The organism is Caballeronia udeis, from assembly GCF_001544555.2.
GTDB classification, from domain to species: Bacteria; Pseudomonadota; Gammaproteobacteria; order Burkholderiales; family Burkholderiaceae; genus Caballeronia; species Caballeronia udeis.
Window position 1 is genome coordinate 1 of record NZ_FCOK02000012.1, and the last position, 17,159, is coordinate 17,159.

The following is a 17,159-nucleotide window of genomic DNA, read 5'->3' on the forward strand; positions in this document are numbered from 1 at the left end:
GAAAAATCTTGCGACGAGAGTCGCGTAATCGGAGCGGGGCCTCTTTAACTCCGGTGTACTTCAGCAGCCTGCTAGGGCTGAACTCCGGCGCCTACACGGCACGCATTCTCATGGGTGGATTGACTGCAGTGCCGAAAGGAATCGTGGAAGCGGCTGAAGCGCTGGGATTGGGGCGGGTGACCATCCTGACTCGTATCAAGGCGCCGATTGCGGTTCGCATCGCGCTTCCCGCGTACGCGAACGAGACAATCCTGAACCTGAAAGCGACTTCACTAGCGTCGACCGTGACCATCATGGAGCTGACCGGGACCTCGAAGTTGCTGGTCAGTGAGACGTATGCGCCGTACGAGATTTTTGTGGCTGCCGGACTTTTCTACCTCGCGATGACGTTCATTGTTTCGCAGACCTTCCGTTTCCTGGAGGTGATTGTCGCGCGCCGTACCGGAAAAAATCCCGGTGTAACGAAGACTCGAAAGCCGAAGCAACATGCGGTGCTTAAGTCCAAAGACTCTGGTGGTGCTCACGCATCCTAGTCGCAGTGGACAGCTTGTGCGAGCAGGCAAAAACCTGTTCGAGTCCTTTGGACCCAATTGACGGAGAAACACAAATTGCTTCGATTTATCACGCTCGGTCCGAGCGGCAGTAATCACGAATTCGTGACTGGCCGCTACATTGAACATCACGGCCTCAAGGGATTGGCTTCGTTGGAACTGGTGCTGGATTTTAACGACGCGGCACAAATGGTGATTGATGGCAAAGCAGACTTCATCGTGCAGGTCGCGGTCCACCCCGCTACCGCAGACATCGTGGCCAGGTATCGCAAACAACTGTTCGTCATTGATGCGTTCGTGTCTCCCAGCAAGGACATGTCGGTAGTTACCAGAGTTGATGTGGAGGCACCGCAAACGCTCGCTCTGCAGCCGGCCACGCGCGACTATGTAAAGACTGAAGGCCTGACACTCATTCCTGAAACCTCGACGGGTTCAGTGGCAGACGGGCTGTTGTCCGGGAAATACGAAAGCGGCCTGACGTACTCATCGCTTGCAACCGAAAATCCCACGCGATTCAGAATCGACGAGCGAATCGGGACCGTTGACGACGCATGGATTGTCTACGGGCGGAAGCGGCTGGCTGATGGGAACATGGTTGCGTGGACGGACAGTCCTGCGGGACGTGCGTTCCATGCTTAGTCACCTATGCGGCTTGACATTTAAGCCGCACGAATTGCAAAGGATTTACGCCATGAACACCGTGCCGACCAATGAACTCGCGATTTCCATCACACGGCTCTCGAAGAGCTATGGCGAGTTCAACGTGCTCAAGTCGATTTCGCTCGATGTCCGGCGAGGGGAAAAGGTTGTCTTGTGCGGGCCATCCGGGTCCGGGAAATCGACGCTCATCCGGTGCGTGAATCGCCTGGAGAAGCATGATTCAGGCGACATCCGCGTCGACGGAATCGAACTCACCGACGACGCCAGGCATGTCCGGATGGTGCGAGCCGACGTAGGGATGGTTTTTCAACACTTCAACCTGTTTCCACACATGACCGTGCTGGAAAACTGCACGCTGGCGCCGGTCAGCGTTCGCGGTTTGAAGCGCAAGGAAGCGGAAGCGCGCGCCACCGAGATGCTCGAACGGGTTCGCGTCACCGGTCACGCGCACAAATATCCATCTCAGCTTTCCGGTGGTCAGCAGCAACGCGTGGCTATTGCGAGGGCGCTGTGCATGTCGCCGACCATCATGCTGCTGGACGAACCGACCTCGGCGCTTGACCCGGAGATGGTCAGGGAAGTGCTCGAAACACTGACCTTGCTCGTCCAGGACGGCATGACAATGCTGTGCGTGACACACGAGATGGGATTTGCGAAGGCCGTGGCGGACCGGATCTTGTTTATGGACCAGGGAGAGATTGTCGAGGACAACGCACCCGCCAACTTCTTCGCACAACCAAAGACTGATCGAGCCAAAAGATTTCTCAGTCAAATGATTCACAAGTGACCGCTGGCCTCTCGTGCACGGGTGGTTGCCAACAAACATGAAAAAACAGTTTGACAGGAGCAAAGTATGTCCAAAATCAGGTTCGGCACTCTGGGGCCTTCGGGAACGAATCATGAATACGTCGCGCGTCGCTACATCAAGTTCCACGAACTCGATGCCGACGTAAGACTTTTCGACAATTTCGACGACGCACTGCTTGCGTTTGACGGTCAGGAGATTGACTACCTCATTCAGTGTGCGGTTCATCCGGACACGCCACGGGTGATGGGCAGTAACTTTCGCGAGCGCTTTGTTGTCGACACGTTCATCTCGCCGAGCCATGCCCTGGCTATTTTGACGCGGAAAGAGGTGGTGAAACCCGAAACCATATCGCTCGTGTCACCGGCCACCGACGACTATGCGGACCTGAGCGCGTACTCGACGCTCATGCCTGCAGTTTCAATTCCGCTGGCCTTCGACCGGCTGATGAAGGGAGAGTGTGATTCTGCCTTGGTCTACCACTACTATTTCGATTCCAATCCGGAGGAGTTGCGAGTAGATGCAACAATAGGTTCGCCCGATGACGCCTGGATCGTGTATGGAAAACAGCGGGTAGGCGAAGGGGAGATTGTTGCTGCCCGGGATAGCGCGGTATCGAAGCAGTTCGCGCAAATGCAGCGCGACTGAGCGATACGCGTGGGGGCCGCGCGACCCGTGCGTGCCCCGTTAACTGAAGTCCCGGATGTTGAAAAAGACCGCCAGGAATTTGACAGGCGTAGTGAGGATCTCTTCCGGACCGTGAGCTGCGTTCGGGTCGAACAGCAGGCTGTCGCCAGGCTTCACGTCGTAAAGCCGATTCGCGTACCGGTACTTCATCTTGCCCTCGAGCACGTGAAGGAACTGGATGCCGGTAGTCTGGTGAGTCGACCAGGGCTTCGAGTTTTCGTCGAGCGTAACGACGTAGGGTTCGACCGACAAGTTGCCCGACAGGACATGCCCAATCAACCGGTAGATGTGGCCATACGATGAGCCCTCGCGGTCTACGGTGACTCCCTCCCCCGCCGGCACGAATGAGCAGTCGTGGCGTTCGCTCTGGTCAACGAAAAAGCGCGATACAGGCTTACCCAAGGCTAGAGAGATTCGGGTCAGCGTCTCAATTGATGGGGTTGCCGTGCCTTTCTCAATCCGGGAAAGCATGGAATGAGAAATGCCGGCCATTTTTGCAAGAACCCCCGACGTCAAGCCTGCGGCCGTGCGAAACGCGTGAATCTGAGCGGCCAGGGCTTGAGAGACCTTGTCGACAGCCGGGTCACGTTGCTTCTCGGCGGGCCCAGTTTCCGCGATGTCTTCAGCGTCATCCGTTTGAGTTTTGGACATGGAGCGTGAAATACGTAAGTGGTTGTTCCTGAACGATTCGGGCTAGCAACCATTATAGATAGGCATCACCGGGAAGGGCAGACTAAATCCCAAATGCGACTACAACGCAGCATGTGATTGTCGGGAGTTTTCAGTGTGTGAGATCAGGCGTGCAACCAGAAAAGATGCGAAGGCAGTCGGCAAACTTGTCGACCTTCTTTTCGTTGAACTTGGAGGGGGAAAGGTAGACCCGTGTGACCGCACCGACATAGCGGAGCATGTGTTGTCCGCGGAAAGGAGCGTCTTTGGTTTTGTAGCGCATCAACGCGACGAGATGGTGGGTGTCATCCTCGTGAATGAGGGCATGGCAATGTACGCAGGGGGTCGGTTCGGGCAAATCACCGAACTCTACGTCAAGCCGGAGCACCGGTCGGCGGGGGTGGCGGCGCGACTGGTTCATGAGGCAATCGCGCTGGGCAGGACGCACGGATGGCATCGAATGGATGTTGGTGCCCCGCATCAACCGCAGTGGACACGTTCTCTACATTTCTACCTGTCCATTGGTTTTGTGGAAGTCGGTCCGCGCTTACGGCTAGACCTCTAGGGCGTGTTTGTAACGACAATGTCTGGGTGCGAGTCGCGCCGGACACGCCTTACGTTCGTGCCACAATACGCGCGTCAGCACCCCTATATGAACGGAGACAGGCTTGAGCAAGAGCGCAGCGGCGACCACCAAGACGTGGCATATGGACGACGCTACTGCGGGCGTGTGGATTCGCGCAGCCCATCTCGGCCGGAAGATAAAGGTCGAGAAAGGCAGGATGATTTATCGTCAGGGCGAACTCGGCTTCACCTTTTATTTTCTGCTTTCAGGTCGTATCCAGGTCTCGATTTTTCAGAGCGATGGCGCCGAGTTCATGCTTGAAATGATGGGCCCATGGGCCATGTTTGGCGAGTCCCCTGCAATGGACGGCTTTCCGCGAATCGCAACAGCCATCGCAGCTGAGGATTCGGAACTGATCGAGTTTGACATCAGGGTTATCACAGGGGCAATTCCGACCTGCCCGGAACTCGCCATTTCCCTCATGCGCATCGTTGCGCTCAAACAGCGGATTCTGGCTTCTCGCATCCAATACCTGGCGCTTCCGAAACCGGAGATGAGGATCGGGGAGCTACTGGGACGGCTGGCAGAGCTGTACGGCGAGAAGCGGGAGGACGAGACGTTGATATGTATCCCCCTGACCCATGAGCAAATCGCCGCTATGACGGGGGCGACCCGGGTCACCGTCACACGTGCATTGAAGCGCTTGACGACGCTCGGCGCGATTGAACTCCGGCAGCGTCGCATCTGGGTGCTCGACTCGTCCAAACTTCTCGGTTGATTTGGTAACTCGCTATACAGACGGCAGCTCGATCGGTCACTTAAAGTGGTCACGTTGGAATCAATTTCCCCGTACCGCACCTGTTGATTCAAGGACTCCCATGAGCCAAATCGAGCGCCTGCGTCTTCCTGAAGATGACGCAACCTTCGGAAGCAATCGCATTTTCGACCTGTTCCAGTATTCGCCGGCGGTGACGGCTAACGGGCTGGCGTTCATCGCCGGGCAAATCGGCCTGCGTGCCGACGGGTCGATTCCGGAGGACCCGAAGGAACAAATCGACGTGGCATTCAAGCGTATCGAAGCTGTGCTCACCCACATGGGCCTCGACTTCACGGATGTCGTCGAGCTCGTTTCCTATCACGTCGATATCGGCTCGCAACTCGCCACTTTCCGCGAAGTGAAGGAACAATACATTCGTTCGGACTTCCCCGCGTGGACCATTCTCGGTATTGCCGCGCTGGCTCGCCCCGAGCTTATAGTCGAAATCAAGGTCGTCGCGGCGACCCGCAGTTAGGTTTCACTTCCGTCGGCCGATTCCGAAATACATACTTTGGAATACTACCTAATACCATGAACATCCAAGTCAAAACGGACGGATTCGCTTTCGTCGAATTCGTCTCATCCCGCCCGATGGAACTCGTCGAGCTCTTCGAACACTTTGGTTTCCGCCCCCGCGGTAGGTCCGGGAGCAACATGCTCCTGATGACGCAAGGCGCAGCCGTGTTCATCGTCAACGGGAATCCAAATGCGTTCGAGTCCCAACATGGTGCCTCGGTGCGTGCGATTGGCATTCGCGTCAACAACGCGAAGGCCGCACACGAGCAGGCATTGGCCGGCGGTGCGGTTAGCGCCTCTGCCGAAAAGGAAGGGGAGTTTGTCCTCGACACGCCGACCATTCTCGGTATAGGAGATAGTCTTGTGTACTTCGTTGACAGCGACTTCCTCGAAATCTTCTCGCTTCCGGTTGAAGCTCGAAACAAACAGGAAGGCGACGCCAATATTCTGGCCGTCGACCACACGTCGAATATTGTCCGCCCCAGGAACCTCGATTTCTGGGCGAACTTCTACCGTGACACGTTCGGCTTTGCGGAGAAGCAGTATCTCGAAGTCAAGGGTCACATGTCCGGAATGCGCGCGCGTTCAATGGTAAGTCCATGCGGCCGCGTGTCAATTCCGGTGGCCGCTGCCGCCCATGACAAACCTGGCGTGCTCAACCAGAACGATGAATTCATCCGTGACTACGGTGGCGAAGGGATTCAGCACATCGCACTGCTGACGTCCGACATAGAAGACACGATTCAAAAGCTCAGCGCTACGGACATCGAGTTCATGGCACCACCGTCACAGAACTATTACGACGGAATCGAAGGACGTCTTCCGGGGCACGGCCTTGACATCAGGCACCTGGCTGAACGTGGCATCCTGGTCGACGGCAAAGGTCCGCAGAAGATCCTGCTGCAGCGTTTCACGAAACGCCAGATTGGTCCGGTCTTCTTCGAAATTATCGAACGCCTTGGCGAAGACGGATTCGGCGAAGGCAATTTCAAAGCCCTGTTCGAATCGCAGGAGAAGGACCAGCAGCAACGAGGCTCGCTCAATTGACCGCGCGGAAAGGGCTTCACGCAGGCCCTGCCGCCTGCCGCTCTTCTCATGAGGCACCGCGCCCGGCGCATCGCCTGTGGCGGCTTTAGGGAAACCGCTACGCTGTATCAAGCGCTGGTACTGTCCCACCGCGGGGCGAGTCCGTGCGGATTGACAATTCGGCTGTCTGCCGTCGCCAGCGCGTGAATTGCCGCCATGTCCGCACCATCCAGCTCGAAGTCGAATACCGCCAGGTTCTGCGCCAGCCGATCAACCCGGGTGGTCCTCGAAAGCGCAATAACCCCGCCCGGTTGAACAAGCCACCGCAAAACGATCTGGGCGATGGTTTTGTCATGGCGGCCCGCGATCTCCTTGAGCGTTGGGTCCGAGAAGACACGGCCGATCGCCATGCCGCAATAGCCTGTCACGGCAAGTCCTGCGTGCCGCGTGCTTTCAATGAGCAAGGACTGGTTCAGATACGGATGGTATTCGAACTGATTCGTCACGAGAGGAGCCGCGGAGAGCCGGACGGATTCGGTCATCAGTGCGCGGTTGAAATTGCTGACGCCGATGTGCCGCACCTTGCCGGCGCGTACGACCGCGTTGAGTCCCGCGATCTGTTCGGGGAGCGGCACGTCAGACCCCGGCCAGTGCAGCAGGAGCAGATCGATATAGTCTGTCCTGAGCTTTCGCAGGCTCTCGTTGACAGACGCTTCGAAGCGTCTCTCTGGGTAGTTGCTGACCCAGACCTTGGTCGTCAGAAAGATTTCGCTTCTTGGAATGCCGGACGCGGAGACACTGTCGCCGATTTCACCCTCATTACCGTAAATTTGCGCGGTGTCGATATGACGAAAGCCGGCACTAAGCGCCGCGGGAATCATTCGATAGATGTCCGCAGCATTCATTCCGTAAGTGCCGAAGCCGATGGCCGGAATCTCCGCGTTACCAACCTGGACGTTTTGCATGAGGGTTTCCCGATAGAGTATTCGCGTGCTGCCGAAAGCGCTTGTGGCAACTCTTGCAGCAGCTCTTGTGGCAAATCACCCAATGCGGCCGCGGCGGCGCAGTTGCGCCCCAACCTCCCTGATCCTGGCTTCCCCCGCGTGCAACGCCTCTGATGACGTATGAACCGAGTAATAGCCAAGCACGAGATTGTGCGGATGCGCGACCGCAGAGCCGAGAACGAACTCCGAGTCTTCGTCGGCGGTCAATGCCAAAACGTCTTCGGACTCGCCAAACACGACAAGCTCGTTGGAGACCGGTTCATTGGCGATGCGTAACGCGCCGCGTTGAATACTTAGCCAGGCGACGTTGTGGCCAGCCGGCGGCGTGTACTGCCACTGCTCTCCAGCCGAAAGCCGCACGAGCAGATAGTTGATGCCTGCGGGTGCGGGCACCGGGCTTTCAACGTTTCCATAACGACCCAGGATGACGCGGGCCGGACCGGTGCGAGGCACTTCGCTCGCAGATAAATACCGGCTTTGGGGTGCACCCAGTTCGAGCTCAGGCGGCAACGCGACCCATAGCTGATAGCCGCGCACCGGCCCATTGCCGATGGCACGTCCGTCGTGCCACACACCGCTACCCGCATTCATCCACTCAACGCCGCCGGACGGCATGATCCCTGATGCGCCTGTCGTGTCCTCATATTCGACCTCACCTTCCAGCAGCACGGTCGTCGTGGCGAGGCCGGAGTGGGGATGCATGGAAAACCGCATATCGGCTTCCACGGAGCTATCGAAATAGTCGAGAAAGACGAAAGGTTTCAGCACCTCTCCAAGATCGGACGGGCTGACCAGCCGCTTCACAGGACCGTGTTGCCGGCCCGCTGCCCGCTTGGCGATCACTCTTGCGCCCCGCGGTAAACCGGAGGGTTGGGTACTGGTTTTCATATCGGGCAATGCTCCATCTTCCGGAGAACTTTGCGATGGAACACGCGATGGAATCGTTTCGAAAGACATGGTGTTGGTTCCCACTGGTACTCAGGCAACAGAGAAACATCACGACGAGACGATCGCACACCGGATCGGGCAAGCGATCGCCACCATGAGTCCGTCTTCTTAGCCGGCCTTCAAAGACGAAGCACGCAGGACTATCCGCCCGGAGCGCGCGTCCAGGCTGAACGCGCCGGCGCCGAACCAGGTGATCTGCAAGAGGCCACCGGCCATCATCACGTTCTTAAGGAAGTTGATCATCTGGTTTTGATCTGCGAAGTTGTGGTGAAAGACAAGCGCAGTGACCACACAGAACACCGCCATCACCACCGACACCAAGCGAACCCGGTAGCCCGACAGCAGCAGCAGGCCGCCGCCCAACTCGATCAGCACGGAAACAAGGAATGCGAGTGGCGGCACGGGCAGGCCCATCGCAGCAATATAGCCAACCGTCGCACTGTATGCCGCGAGCTTGCCCAGCCCGCTCATGACAAACGGTGCACCGATCAGAATGCGGCCTAACAGCGGAAGAAATTTAAAACGGTCCATGACGATCTCCTAAATGAGTTTACGTAGGTGGAGTACAAGAGAGGGACTTAGCCGGCGTCCACCATCACCAGCTCAGAATCTTCAAGAGCGGAAATCTGCGCCACGGCGTAATTCGTGATCGCCACGCCGTCCAGCGGCCCAACGGGCTCGCCGTTTACTTCGATGCGTCCTGATGCCACCACGAGATACGCACGGCGCGCGCGACTCAATTCATATCGAACGCTTTCGCCTGCCTTCAGCATTGCGCCAAGCACACGTGCATCGGCACGAATAGGCAGTGCGCCTTCATCATTGGTGAATCCGCTGGCAAGGACTACGAAGCGTCCAGACCGGTCACCCTTTGGAAAGGGCTTGGTATCCCAAGCGGGTTCGCCACCCGCTTCACGAGGTACTAGCCAGATCTGGTAAAGCTTGAGCGGCACCTCGCCCCGGTTGAACTCGGCGTGGCGTATGCCCTTGCCGGCGCTCATGACCTGCACATCGCCAGCGGGTATCACCCCCTCAGATCCCAAAGTGTCTCGATGCCCGAGCAGGCCCTGGCGCACATAGGTGATGATCTCCATGTCACGGTGCCCGTGCATCGGAAAACCACCGCCAACAGCGATCTCGTCGTCGTTCCAGACAATCAGGGGACCCAAGGCAGCGTGTGCGGGGTTGCCGTCTGCGCTGACCGCGAAATGGTATTTCGCCCGCAGCCAGCTGAGTTCCGCCCTGTCCAATGATTTCCAACGTCTGTGTGTGAGCATGTCCGCCTCCGTTTTCCGCCATCGCATATGCGGTGCTTGTCACCTGCGCCACTCGCCGAATCCGCCGCTGGTGCATCCCATGAGACGAATGCTATATTTGCAATGAACCTGTGCATAGATGCTGAATTGGAAAGCATCGTTGTTTCAGATAGAACGATCAGAAGGAGCCGAAGTTTGCCTATGAACGCAATCACTGACCTCAATGATCTTCGGCTATTCGCGGAAGTGGTCGACCATGGAAGCTATACGGCGGCCGCGCGCAGCCTCGGACTGCAGACGTCCAAACTCAGCCGGCGCATTCGCGCGCTGGAAGAAGAACTTGGCGTGCGCCTGCTTAATCGCACCAGCCGAAGCCTTTCCTTGACGGAAACCGGGCGGCAGTTCCACCAGCATTGCCTTGCGCTGGTGGCGGAAGCGAAGGCCGCCAAAGATATCGTGGACCGCACGCATTCCAAGCCGCAGGGCACTGTTCGCATCGCCTGCCCCGTGGCCTTGCTGGAGTCCGGCATCTCCACCATCATCGCGCGATACGTTCAGGACAACCCTGATGTCCAGGTCCTGCTGGATGCAACCAACCGCCGCGTGGACGTGGTCGAGGAAGGTCTGGACTTTGCCATCCGGGTCAGGCTTCCGCCGCTGGAGAATACCGATCTCGCCGTCCGCCAGTTGGGCTTGTCGATCCACATTCTGGTTGCCAGTCCCGAATTGACCGCGCGCCATCCGGCACTCACCTCACCCAGTTCGATCGAATCCGTGAAGGAATGGCCTACTCTCTCCATGGCCAGCAACAGCGAGCGATTTGTCTGGAACCTGGTCGACGTTGAAGGACGCTTGACGTCATGGGCGCATCGACCGCGCCTCGCGACTGACGACCTGGCGAGCCTCCGGGTTGCGGCAATAGCTGGCGTTGGTGTGGCAATGCTGCCGAAGGAACTGGTCGAAGCCGACATTCAGGCCGGCCGCCTGCAGCACCTGCTGCCAGGTCTGGCCGGCACGCCGGGGCTTGTCCATGCGATTTTCCCGACACGCCGAGGCATGGTTCCGGCCGTCCGTCACTTGCTGGATGCACTCGTTGCAGGATGCGAAGGTCCGAACCGGCAACGTTAGAACGGCCGCTCGAGATCCGCGCCAGTCAGTTCGGTATCCGAATTAATATCGGTCAGGAGGACGATCCTCCTGACCGTCTCGTCCGCACGTTGACGGTGAGATTTTGTCTGACGATTTGACTAACGCTCAGCCAAACAGCTTGCTTGCCGTCCGGGCGATCAGTTCGCCCTGATGGCGAGCGCCGGCGAGTTCGATCGCGCTCGGCTGGCGCTGGCCTTGCCCACCCGCGATTGTCGTTGCACCGTACGGGGAGCCGCCGACAATTTCGTCCAGCGTCATTTGCCCCTGGTGACTGTAAGGCAGGCCGACGATAGTCATGCCGAAGTGCAGCAGGTTGGTGATAATCGAAAACAACGTCGCCTCTTGTCCGCCGTGCTGGCTCGCGGTCGAAGTGAAGGCGCCGCCTACCTTGCCGACCAGCGCGCCGCTCATCCACAAGCCACCCGCCTGATCCAGGAATGCCGCCATCTGCGACGAGATGCGCCCGAATCGGGTCGGGGTGCCGACAACAATAGCGTCGTAGTAGGCCAGCTCGGCGACCGTGGCAACCGGCGCCTTCTGGTCCAGCTTGAAGTATGCCGCCTTGGCCACTTCCTCCGGCGCAGTCTCCGGCACGCGCTTGATGTCGACCGTGGCGCCCGTCGAGCGGGCACCTTCGGCGACCGCGTCTGCCAGCGCTTCGACATGACCATATGAGGAATAGTACAGAACCAGAACTTTCGACATTGCGATCTCCTTTCTATATCTGCGGTGATACTGCGGTGGAAAATCTCCTGCACCCAGATGCTATGCCTGCAATGACCATGAGCCTATCTCCACGATCGCAACACATCGTTGCTTATGGCAGAACGATAAGAACCTACAGAGATCGAAGTGCAATCGTCGCATTCGCGCCCCGCCTGCGATTCGGGAAGTGCACAACCACGCATCTTAGACTCGTCAAGTTGCGAGAAAGCCACCGTCCACGGCCAGCTCAGCGCCCGTAACAAAGGAAGACTTATCGGACAAGAGCCATACCGCAGCGGCAGCAATTTCCTCGGGTAAGCCTATACGACCGACAGGGTGAGATGTCCGAATTTTCTCGAGCAAGCCGCCAAATTTAGGGTCGGAAGTAAGCGCTTGAACCATGGGCGTATCCACCGCACCGGGAAGAATGGCGTTGACGCGAATATGCTGCCGGCCATAGTCGACGGCGGCGCCTTTTGTCAAACCCAATACCCCACCTTTCGACCCGCAATAATCGGCGGAGAGCGGCACTGCCACTCGTCCAAGAGTGGACGACGTGTTGACAGTCGCACCCCCGCCGGTTTGCAGCATCGCACGTATCTCATGTTTCATGCAGAAGAACACACCGTCGTAGTTGACGCTTTGAATACGACGCCATTGTGTAACGGTCAAATCGTGCAGCAAGACGTTCGTTTGAGCGAGACCGGCGTTGTTGAACGCGCCGTCGAGCCGTCCGAACGTGTTTACCGCTGCCGCCACGAGTGCTTCGACCTGGGCTTCGTCGGCAACATCGGTTGCCACGAAAATAGCCTCGCCGTCCTGTTGCCGGATTGTCGATACGGTGTCTTCCCCATGAGCCACGCCAATGTCGGCTACCACCACGCGCGCTCCTGCGGCAGCGCAAGCGATGGCCGCCGCCCGCCCGATACCCGAGCCGCCGCCCGTGACAATGATCGTATTCCCTTCAAGAGCCCGGTTCATGCGCCTACGCTCCCTTGCAATCAATGCGCGAACAGCGGCGCAACGTCGATGTAGATACGGTAGTCGTCGATTTGCCTGATGTGCATCCGCCAGATCGTCACGGCCGGCACAGTCAGTGTCGATCCGTCCTTGCGGGTGTAGGTCACTTCGAGCCGCGAGACAATGACGTCGTCGAATGACCAGACATCAAGCAACCGGTGCTTGATACCGTTAATGGATGACATGAACTGCTTCGAAGACTCCGCAATATTTGCGCGGCCAATGACAGGGTCGTTATTGGCATAGACAAACGTGCAGCCTTCCGTCAAGAAGGGTACCAAGCGCTGCTCGTCCCTTGAATCAACCGCCTCGTACACTTCTGATGCATAGTCGAATGCTGTTTTTGGTGAAAAGTTACTCATAATTAGTAATCCTACTAAAATAAGGATCGATTTTGATGTTTCAGGAAGCTCTTCCAGGCGGTCAATGACTCAGCGATTCAACTGTGTCGGGCGCCGTTCTGAAGACCTGTGGCGGCGCAAGTTGTTTGACTAGCAAAGCAATACACGAAAGCGCACCGGCAACGGCGATCGTCGCAAAGACACCTACAAACGTAAAATGCCGGCGTACGAGTTCCGCCACGAGAAACGAGCCTGCGATGCCGCCAAAGCGGCCCATGCCAAGCATCCACGCAACACCGGTACCGCGCCCTTCAGTCGGATAAAACTCCGCAGCAAGAGCATTCATTGAGGCTTGTGCGGTGTTCATCAGTACGCCCGACACCATTACGATTGGCACGAGCAGGGCTACATTCCCCGCCGTCACTCCAATGCAAAAGAGGCTGATCGCAGCGAATGCGTAACACGCGGCAATCACGAGATTTGCATTGAAGCGATCCATCAGCGCGCCGCACAGCACCGCGCCGACACCACCAAGCGGGAAGAGTGCAGAGATCAGCGTCGCATTCTTCAGGCTAAGGCCTGCATCTTTGAGCAGGATTGGCATCCAGTTGAAGAGAGCGTAGATAATCAGGAGACCCATGAATGCCGCGAGCCATAACATTAATGAACCGATGATGTATGAACGCGACAGCACGACGCCGAGCCCGTTGCTGCCCGTTCCCGGCACGCTCTCGGTCAGTGCGAAGCCGCGCACGTTGATTGCCTCATGGGAGATGCGCGCAAGAACTCCCCGAATGCGCTCTACTGGTTTGCCATTGGCAACCATGAAGCGCACCGATTCCGGCATCTTGAGCAATAGCAGCGCACTGTGGAGTACCGGTGTGAGGCCGCCTAGTATCAGGACGCTTCGCCAGCCGGCATGCGGAACCAGCCATGCCGCAAGCAATCCGCCCAAAGCGGCCCCGAGCGGGAATCCGCAGCACATCAGGCTGGTCACCGTGGCGCGGCGCCCGGTGGAGCAGAACTCGTTCATCATGGTCACGGCGTTAGCCATCGCTGCGCCCAGTCCGATGCCCGTCATGAAGCGCAGCGCGGTCAGTTGAGCAATGTTCTTCGAGAATGCGGATGCGACGCAGGCAACCCCGAAGAGGCACACGGCCCCGACTATCAGGGACCGTCGTCCCACACGATCGGACAAGGGGCCTGACGCAAGTGCACCGAACGCGAGGCCGAACAGCGCGGCGCTCAGGACCGGGGCGAGGTCGGGCTTCGCGAGATGCCACTCGGTAAGTAACGACGGTGCGATGAAACCGATTGCGGCAGTGTCGAAACCATCCAGCAGGACAATCACGAAGCACATGAAAAAAATGAGTCGTTGAAAGCGGCCGAACGGGTGCTCGTCGATGAAGCCCTGGATATCGACGACCGAATCATGTTTCATCGTTAGTCATCCAAATCTATTAAGAGATGCAATGGCCGCATGGATCTCGCAGTTTGAACATCAGAGCGAATGCACGACGCCAGCGCCGCGTGCGAGACGCAGCGCGTGGCGCACGTGTCGCATGAAAGCCGTCGCCAATCAGCCGACTCGCACCCGTCGACCGGTCTCATCAGACTGTTCTATCGCCGACAGAACCTTGTGAATTCCGAGCGCGTCATCAAAACTCGGAGCCACGTGGGTTCCGAGACGCAGATCGTCCGCCATTAGCCGGTAGATTCCTGCTACGTTCCGGGCAGCTACAGCATCCTCAAGACCGAAGTCATACGATTGCGGTATCTCAAGCTCGACGTAGCCGTCCTCGCCTTTACGACCTGCCTCTACGCGCAGCGGCGAGATGTTCACCACAGGGGCCTGTTCGATCGCCGCGGTGATGCGCAGATCCCCTTCGGTTCCATTGATCTCCCATAACAACTTGATCCCACGCGGCAGGCCACCACGAAGCTGCAAAGACAGAGGCGCGCCAGACTCAAGCACTGCGTTGATCATCACGTGATCGGGCGTCTTCATCGGGATGCTCTCCCCCGTTTCGATGGCGCTCACTGTTTGCCGGCGCTGGGACAACACCGCATCAACCTCGCGGATGGGCCCCAGTACACTTTGCACCGCCACGATGGCATGCCCGCCAATAACCGAAAGCAGGGTCGCGCCGTTTTTTGAGTCCATGGCATAAGCGTCACCGCGCGGTATGTGTTCGCCCCAGCTGACCCCGGCACTGATATAGGTCGACGACAACACCTCTCCAACATATCCGTCGGCCACGAGCTTGCGAATGAATTGCACTTCAGGCGACGCAATCGCTTGAGTTCCAACCACCGCTCGCGTCTTCGTTTCATTCGCCAGACTAGCGAGCTCAGTGGCTTCGGCGAGTCCATTTCCGAGCGGCCATTCACAGTAGACATTTTTCCCTGCCGCAAGCGCGGCCGCGACTACTTCCCGGTGATATGGGACCTTTACCGTTACAACCACGACATCAATGTCCGGGGACGCGACGAGTTCAGCCACGTTTGCAAAGGCGCGTGGAATGTCAAACGCGGCCGCAGCGGCCTGCGCACTCGCCAGACTGGTGTTTGCCACGCCGGCGATTTCAAACACATCCGCTAACGCGCGCAGTGCTGGAATATGAGCCATGGTGGCCCAACCGCGCTCGGCACTCAGGCCGACAATACCTACACGAGAACGTTTTTCCATTGCTTCCTCAAAACCATTAAGTAACTTTCAGACGAACCCGTACTTGTACGACGGATCATCCTTATCGCGCCGCCCAACGTTGGAGTTCTCGAGTGGCGCGAGGCCGGCAGGGACCGGGTCCGAACGCTGCGAATCCAGCACCACAACCCGGTCTGCGATACGCCACTCACCATTTCGCCGTTCCATCCGGTCGACGTACCGGACGTTCACGACCCAGTCCATCGCGGGCTTGTCGCCGTCCGGCCTGGTCCGGTGGAATGCGTGCGCGTAGTGCTCCGCGCGCGCCACATCGCCATCGACTTGTACGTACTGGTTGCCGGTAAAGTGTTGCGTGCTTTCAAAGGCCGGCAACAACTCCTCGGCCCATTTAATGAACCCTTCCACTCCGCCGTTATAGGCCCCGTGACGGTCAATCGCATCCGGGTGATACACGAGCGCACGAGATCCCAGTCCATCCGGTCAATGCCCCGGCAGTAGCGGATATGAACGCGCTTGATCTCTGCCTCGTCGAGAAACTGTTGAAGTCGCGATTCCAAGGTAGTCTCCCTATGTTTTGTGAACGCTGATGCAGATCCGCACAAACCCCAGAGTCACTTGCCCACGCTCGGATGCGGTCCGTATTCGCCTGTTTCCATCAACTGCGAAGCCTCAATTGCCTTGGGCGTCCATCGCAGCGTCGCACGCGTTTCCAGCAGCCACGCCTGATAAGTCTCGGGAACGTCCTCGGCCGGACCGTGGTGAATGACACCCTTTGGCACCCAGGTCAACGTGCCAGGCTCCGAGCACCCTCCCCAGACTCCCGGTCCTCGCACATAACAGATCACCTCATCAAAGTCCGCATTGATATGAATCGGCGGCCGACTCGAGATGCGCGAACTGAGGTTGAACATCAGGATGTCTCCCGCGCCCGACGACAGAAACGGACTCGGAGGTCCTCCTTCGGGCAAATAGGTAAGAACCTGAATCTTGTTCAGATTCAGCTTCCACACGGGAACGGACTCCGACAATTGCAGACCCAGGGAAAGCGGGTCGTGCGGCATGGTGAACACCGTGTTCTCGCCGTCCAAGGTCTTCAATATCAGTTTCGTCGGTCCACCCGCGGGAATCCCGGAATCGACCTTGGCGTACTTCAGGTCCCGCGCGACGTTAAGCATTCCGGTCGGCGCCGGAGGCGAGAGTTTCAAGGCTGACGGGCTTTCAACAATGACGCTGCGCATGGCGTCGCCGGTCGGCGCGTATCGATACGCTATCGAGCGCGGGATGCAAACAAAGTCACCTTCCTCAGCCGTAAGAGAGCCAACGTCAGTTTCGAATTTGACCGTGCCCGACTGAATGAAATGAATTTCGTCTGCTTCGACATTTCGAACCACATACGGCATTGGCTTGCGACGGCCGGACACAAGCAACTTGACACCCAGTCTGGAGGTAGCCACCGTTGTCGGAAGGGCTTGCGCATCGTCATGATCTTCAGGAATCAAGCGCTCAAGAACGGCTCGTCGTGGCGCATGCGGACCTTCCACGGAAAGGTAGTCTGGTGCGTATGTCGAGCGGGTGACGACAGAAATTGCGCCCATGAATCCATCCCGCGTCCACAGTTGTACGGGAGGTGCTCCGCCATTTGTCTGATCACTCATTTGTCTATCCCCTTCGTTTTCAAACACACAACAGCCGTGCCTCGTTGGACCGTCCAGGTATACGTTGCCGCCGCACGGAGGCACTGCTCACCCTGCCTGCAAGCGAGTCCTCCCTGC

The 17,159-nt window shown here is 58.0% G+C and carries 21 protein-coding genes; 9 read left to right on the forward strand and 12 right to left on the reverse strand.

Annotated features, from left to right (window positions below; all coding sequences use genetic code 11):
* The 4 genes from AWB69_RS11210 to AWB69_RS11225 all read left to right on the forward strand — a co-directional run.
* Nucleotides 1-533: ABC transporter permease subunit (locus AWB69_RS11210; RefSeq protein ID WP_156528813.1), on the forward strand; the 533-nt coding region annotated here is incomplete at its 5' end.
* Nucleotides 534-608: 75 nt separating this feature from the next.
* On the forward strand, nucleotides 609-1,190 hold the full coding sequence (locus tag AWB69_RS11215) for a type 2 periplasmic-binding domain-containing protein (RefSeq protein ID WP_062084975.1): 582 nt from the start codon (nucleotides 609-611) through the stop codon (nucleotides 1,188-1,190).
* 52 nt (nucleotides 1,191-1,242) lie between these two features.
* A complete protein-coding gene (locus tag AWB69_RS11220) occupies nucleotides 1,243-1,998 on the forward strand; it encodes an amino acid ABC transporter ATP-binding protein (protein ID WP_062084976.1) in 756 nt (251 codons plus the stop codon).
* Between the two features lie 66 nt (nucleotides 1,999-2,064).
* Entirely contained in the window at nucleotides 2,065-2,664 is a 600-nt protein-coding gene (locus AWB69_RS11225; RefSeq protein ID WP_062084977.1) for a hypothetical protein, read from the forward strand.
* A 39-nt stretch (nucleotides 2,665-2,703) separates the two neighbouring features.
* Here AWB69_RS11225 and AWB69_RS11230 read toward each other — a convergent pair whose 3' ends face one another.
* The gene (locus tag AWB69_RS11230; RefSeq protein ID WP_063977791.1) at nucleotides 2,704-3,354 is read right to left on the reverse strand and encodes a helix-turn-helix domain-containing protein; all 651 of its coding nucleotides are present in this window, start codon (nucleotides 3,352-3,354) and stop codon (nucleotides 2,704-2,706) included.
* A 313-nt stretch (nucleotides 3,355-3,667) separates the two neighbouring features.
* Here AWB69_RS11230 and AWB69_RS50755 point away from each other — a divergent pair, with 313 nt between their 5' ends.
* From AWB69_RS50755 to AWB69_RS11250, 4 genes are all read left to right on the forward strand, one after another.
* Nucleotides 3,668-3,937, forward strand: coding sequence for a GNAT family N-acetyltransferase (locus tag AWB69_RS50755; RefSeq protein WP_407923030.1), 270 nt, complete (start codon nucleotides 3,668-3,670; stop codon nucleotides 3,935-3,937).
* Nucleotides 3,938-4,040: 103 nt separating this feature from the next.
* A complete protein-coding gene (locus AWB69_RS11240) occupies nucleotides 4,041-4,715 on the forward strand; it encodes a Crp/Fnr family transcriptional regulator (RefSeq protein ID WP_062084979.1) in 675 nt (224 codons plus the stop codon).
* A gap of 100 nt (nucleotides 4,716-4,815) precedes the next feature.
* Nucleotides 4,816-5,229, forward strand: coding sequence for a RidA family protein (locus AWB69_RS11245; protein ID WP_062084980.1), 414 nt, complete (start codon nucleotides 4,816-4,818; stop codon nucleotides 5,227-5,229).
* Nucleotides 5,230-5,285: 56 nt separating this feature from the next.
* Nucleotides 5,286-6,317: a 4-hydroxyphenylpyruvate dioxygenase family protein gene (locus AWB69_RS11250; protein ID WP_062084981.1), complete on the forward strand. Its 1,032-nt coding sequence runs from the start codon at nucleotides 5,286-5,288 to the stop codon at nucleotides 6,315-6,317.
* Nucleotides 6,318-6,424: 107 nt separating this feature from the next.
* Here AWB69_RS11250 and AWB69_RS11255 read toward each other — a convergent pair whose 3' ends face one another.
* The 4 genes from AWB69_RS11255 to AWB69_RS11270 all read right to left on the reverse strand — a co-directional run bounded on the left by AWB69_RS11255 (nucleotide 6,425) and on the right by AWB69_RS11270 (nucleotide 9,525).
* Nucleotides 6,425-7,261, reverse strand: coding sequence for an aldo/keto reductase (locus tag AWB69_RS11255; RefSeq protein WP_062084982.1), 837 nt, complete (start codon nucleotides 7,259-7,261; stop codon nucleotides 6,425-6,427).
* Nucleotides 7,262-7,336: 75 nt separating this feature from the next.
* Nucleotides 7,337-8,188 (reverse strand): pirin family protein, encoded by an 852-nt coding sequence (locus tag AWB69_RS11260; RefSeq protein ID WP_062084983.1) that lies wholly within the window; start codon nucleotides 8,186-8,188, stop codon nucleotides 7,337-7,339.
* Nucleotides 8,189-8,356: 168 nt separating this feature from the next.
* Entirely contained in the window at nucleotides 8,357-8,779 is a 423-nt protein-coding gene (locus AWB69_RS11265) for a DoxX family protein (protein ID WP_062084984.1), read from the reverse strand.
* 47 nt (nucleotides 8,780-8,826) lie between these two features.
* On the reverse strand, nucleotides 8,827-9,525 hold the full coding sequence (locus AWB69_RS11270) for a pirin family protein (protein ID WP_062084985.1): 699 nt from the start codon (nucleotides 9,523-9,525) through the stop codon (nucleotides 8,827-8,829).
* A gap of 180 nt (nucleotides 9,526-9,705) precedes the next feature.
* Between AWB69_RS11270 and AWB69_RS11275 the strand changes: the two genes are divergently transcribed.
* Complete coding sequence (locus AWB69_RS11275; protein ID WP_062084986.1) at nucleotides 9,706-10,632, forward strand: LysR substrate-binding domain-containing protein; 927 nt, start codon at nucleotides 9,706-9,708, stop codon at nucleotides 10,630-10,632.
* 126 nt (nucleotides 10,633-10,758) lie between these two features.
* Here the strand turns inward: AWB69_RS11275 and wrbA are convergent, their stop codons facing one another.
* The 7 genes from wrbA to AWB69_RS11310 form a co-directional block, all read right to left on the reverse strand.
* Complete coding sequence (wrbA, locus tag AWB69_RS11280) at nucleotides 10,759-11,358, reverse strand: NAD(P)H:quinone oxidoreductase (RefSeq protein WP_062084987.1); 600 nt, start codon at nucleotides 11,356-11,358, stop codon at nucleotides 10,759-10,761.
* 213 nt (nucleotides 11,359-11,571) lie between these two features.
* Entirely contained in the window at nucleotides 11,572-12,339 is a 768-nt protein-coding gene (locus tag AWB69_RS11285; protein ID WP_062084988.1) for a glucose 1-dehydrogenase, read from the reverse strand.
* Nucleotides 12,340-12,359: 20 nt separating this feature from the next.
* The gene (locus AWB69_RS11290) at nucleotides 12,360-12,740 is read right to left on the reverse strand and encodes a nuclear transport factor 2 family protein (protein WP_062084989.1); all 381 of its coding nucleotides are present in this window, start codon (nucleotides 12,738-12,740) and stop codon (nucleotides 12,360-12,362) included.
* A 61-nt stretch (nucleotides 12,741-12,801) separates the two neighbouring features.
* Nucleotides 12,802-14,160 carry an MFS transporter gene (locus AWB69_RS11295; RefSeq protein ID WP_062084990.1) on the reverse strand — a complete coding sequence of 453 codons (1,359 nt, stop codon included), beginning with the start codon at nucleotides 14,158-14,160 and terminating at the stop codon, nucleotides 12,802-12,804.
* A 138-nt stretch (nucleotides 14,161-14,298) separates the two neighbouring features.
* Nucleotides 14,299-15,408 (reverse strand): Gfo/Idh/MocA family protein, encoded by a 1,110-nt coding sequence (locus tag AWB69_RS11300; RefSeq protein ID WP_062084991.1) that lies wholly within the window; start codon nucleotides 15,406-15,408, stop codon nucleotides 14,299-14,301.
* Nucleotides 15,409-15,435: 27 nt separating this feature from the next.
* Entirely contained in the window at nucleotides 15,436-15,840 is a 405-nt protein-coding gene (locus tag AWB69_RS11305) for a nuclear transport factor 2 family protein (RefSeq protein ID WP_231937063.1), read from the reverse strand.
* 158 nt (nucleotides 15,841-15,998) lie between these two features.
* Nucleotides 15,999-16,982, reverse strand: coding sequence for a homogentisate 1,2-dioxygenase (locus AWB69_RS11310; RefSeq protein WP_231937064.1), 984 nt, complete (start codon nucleotides 16,980-16,982; stop codon nucleotides 15,999-16,001).
* Between the last annotated feature and the right edge of the window lie 177 nt (nucleotides 16,983-17,159).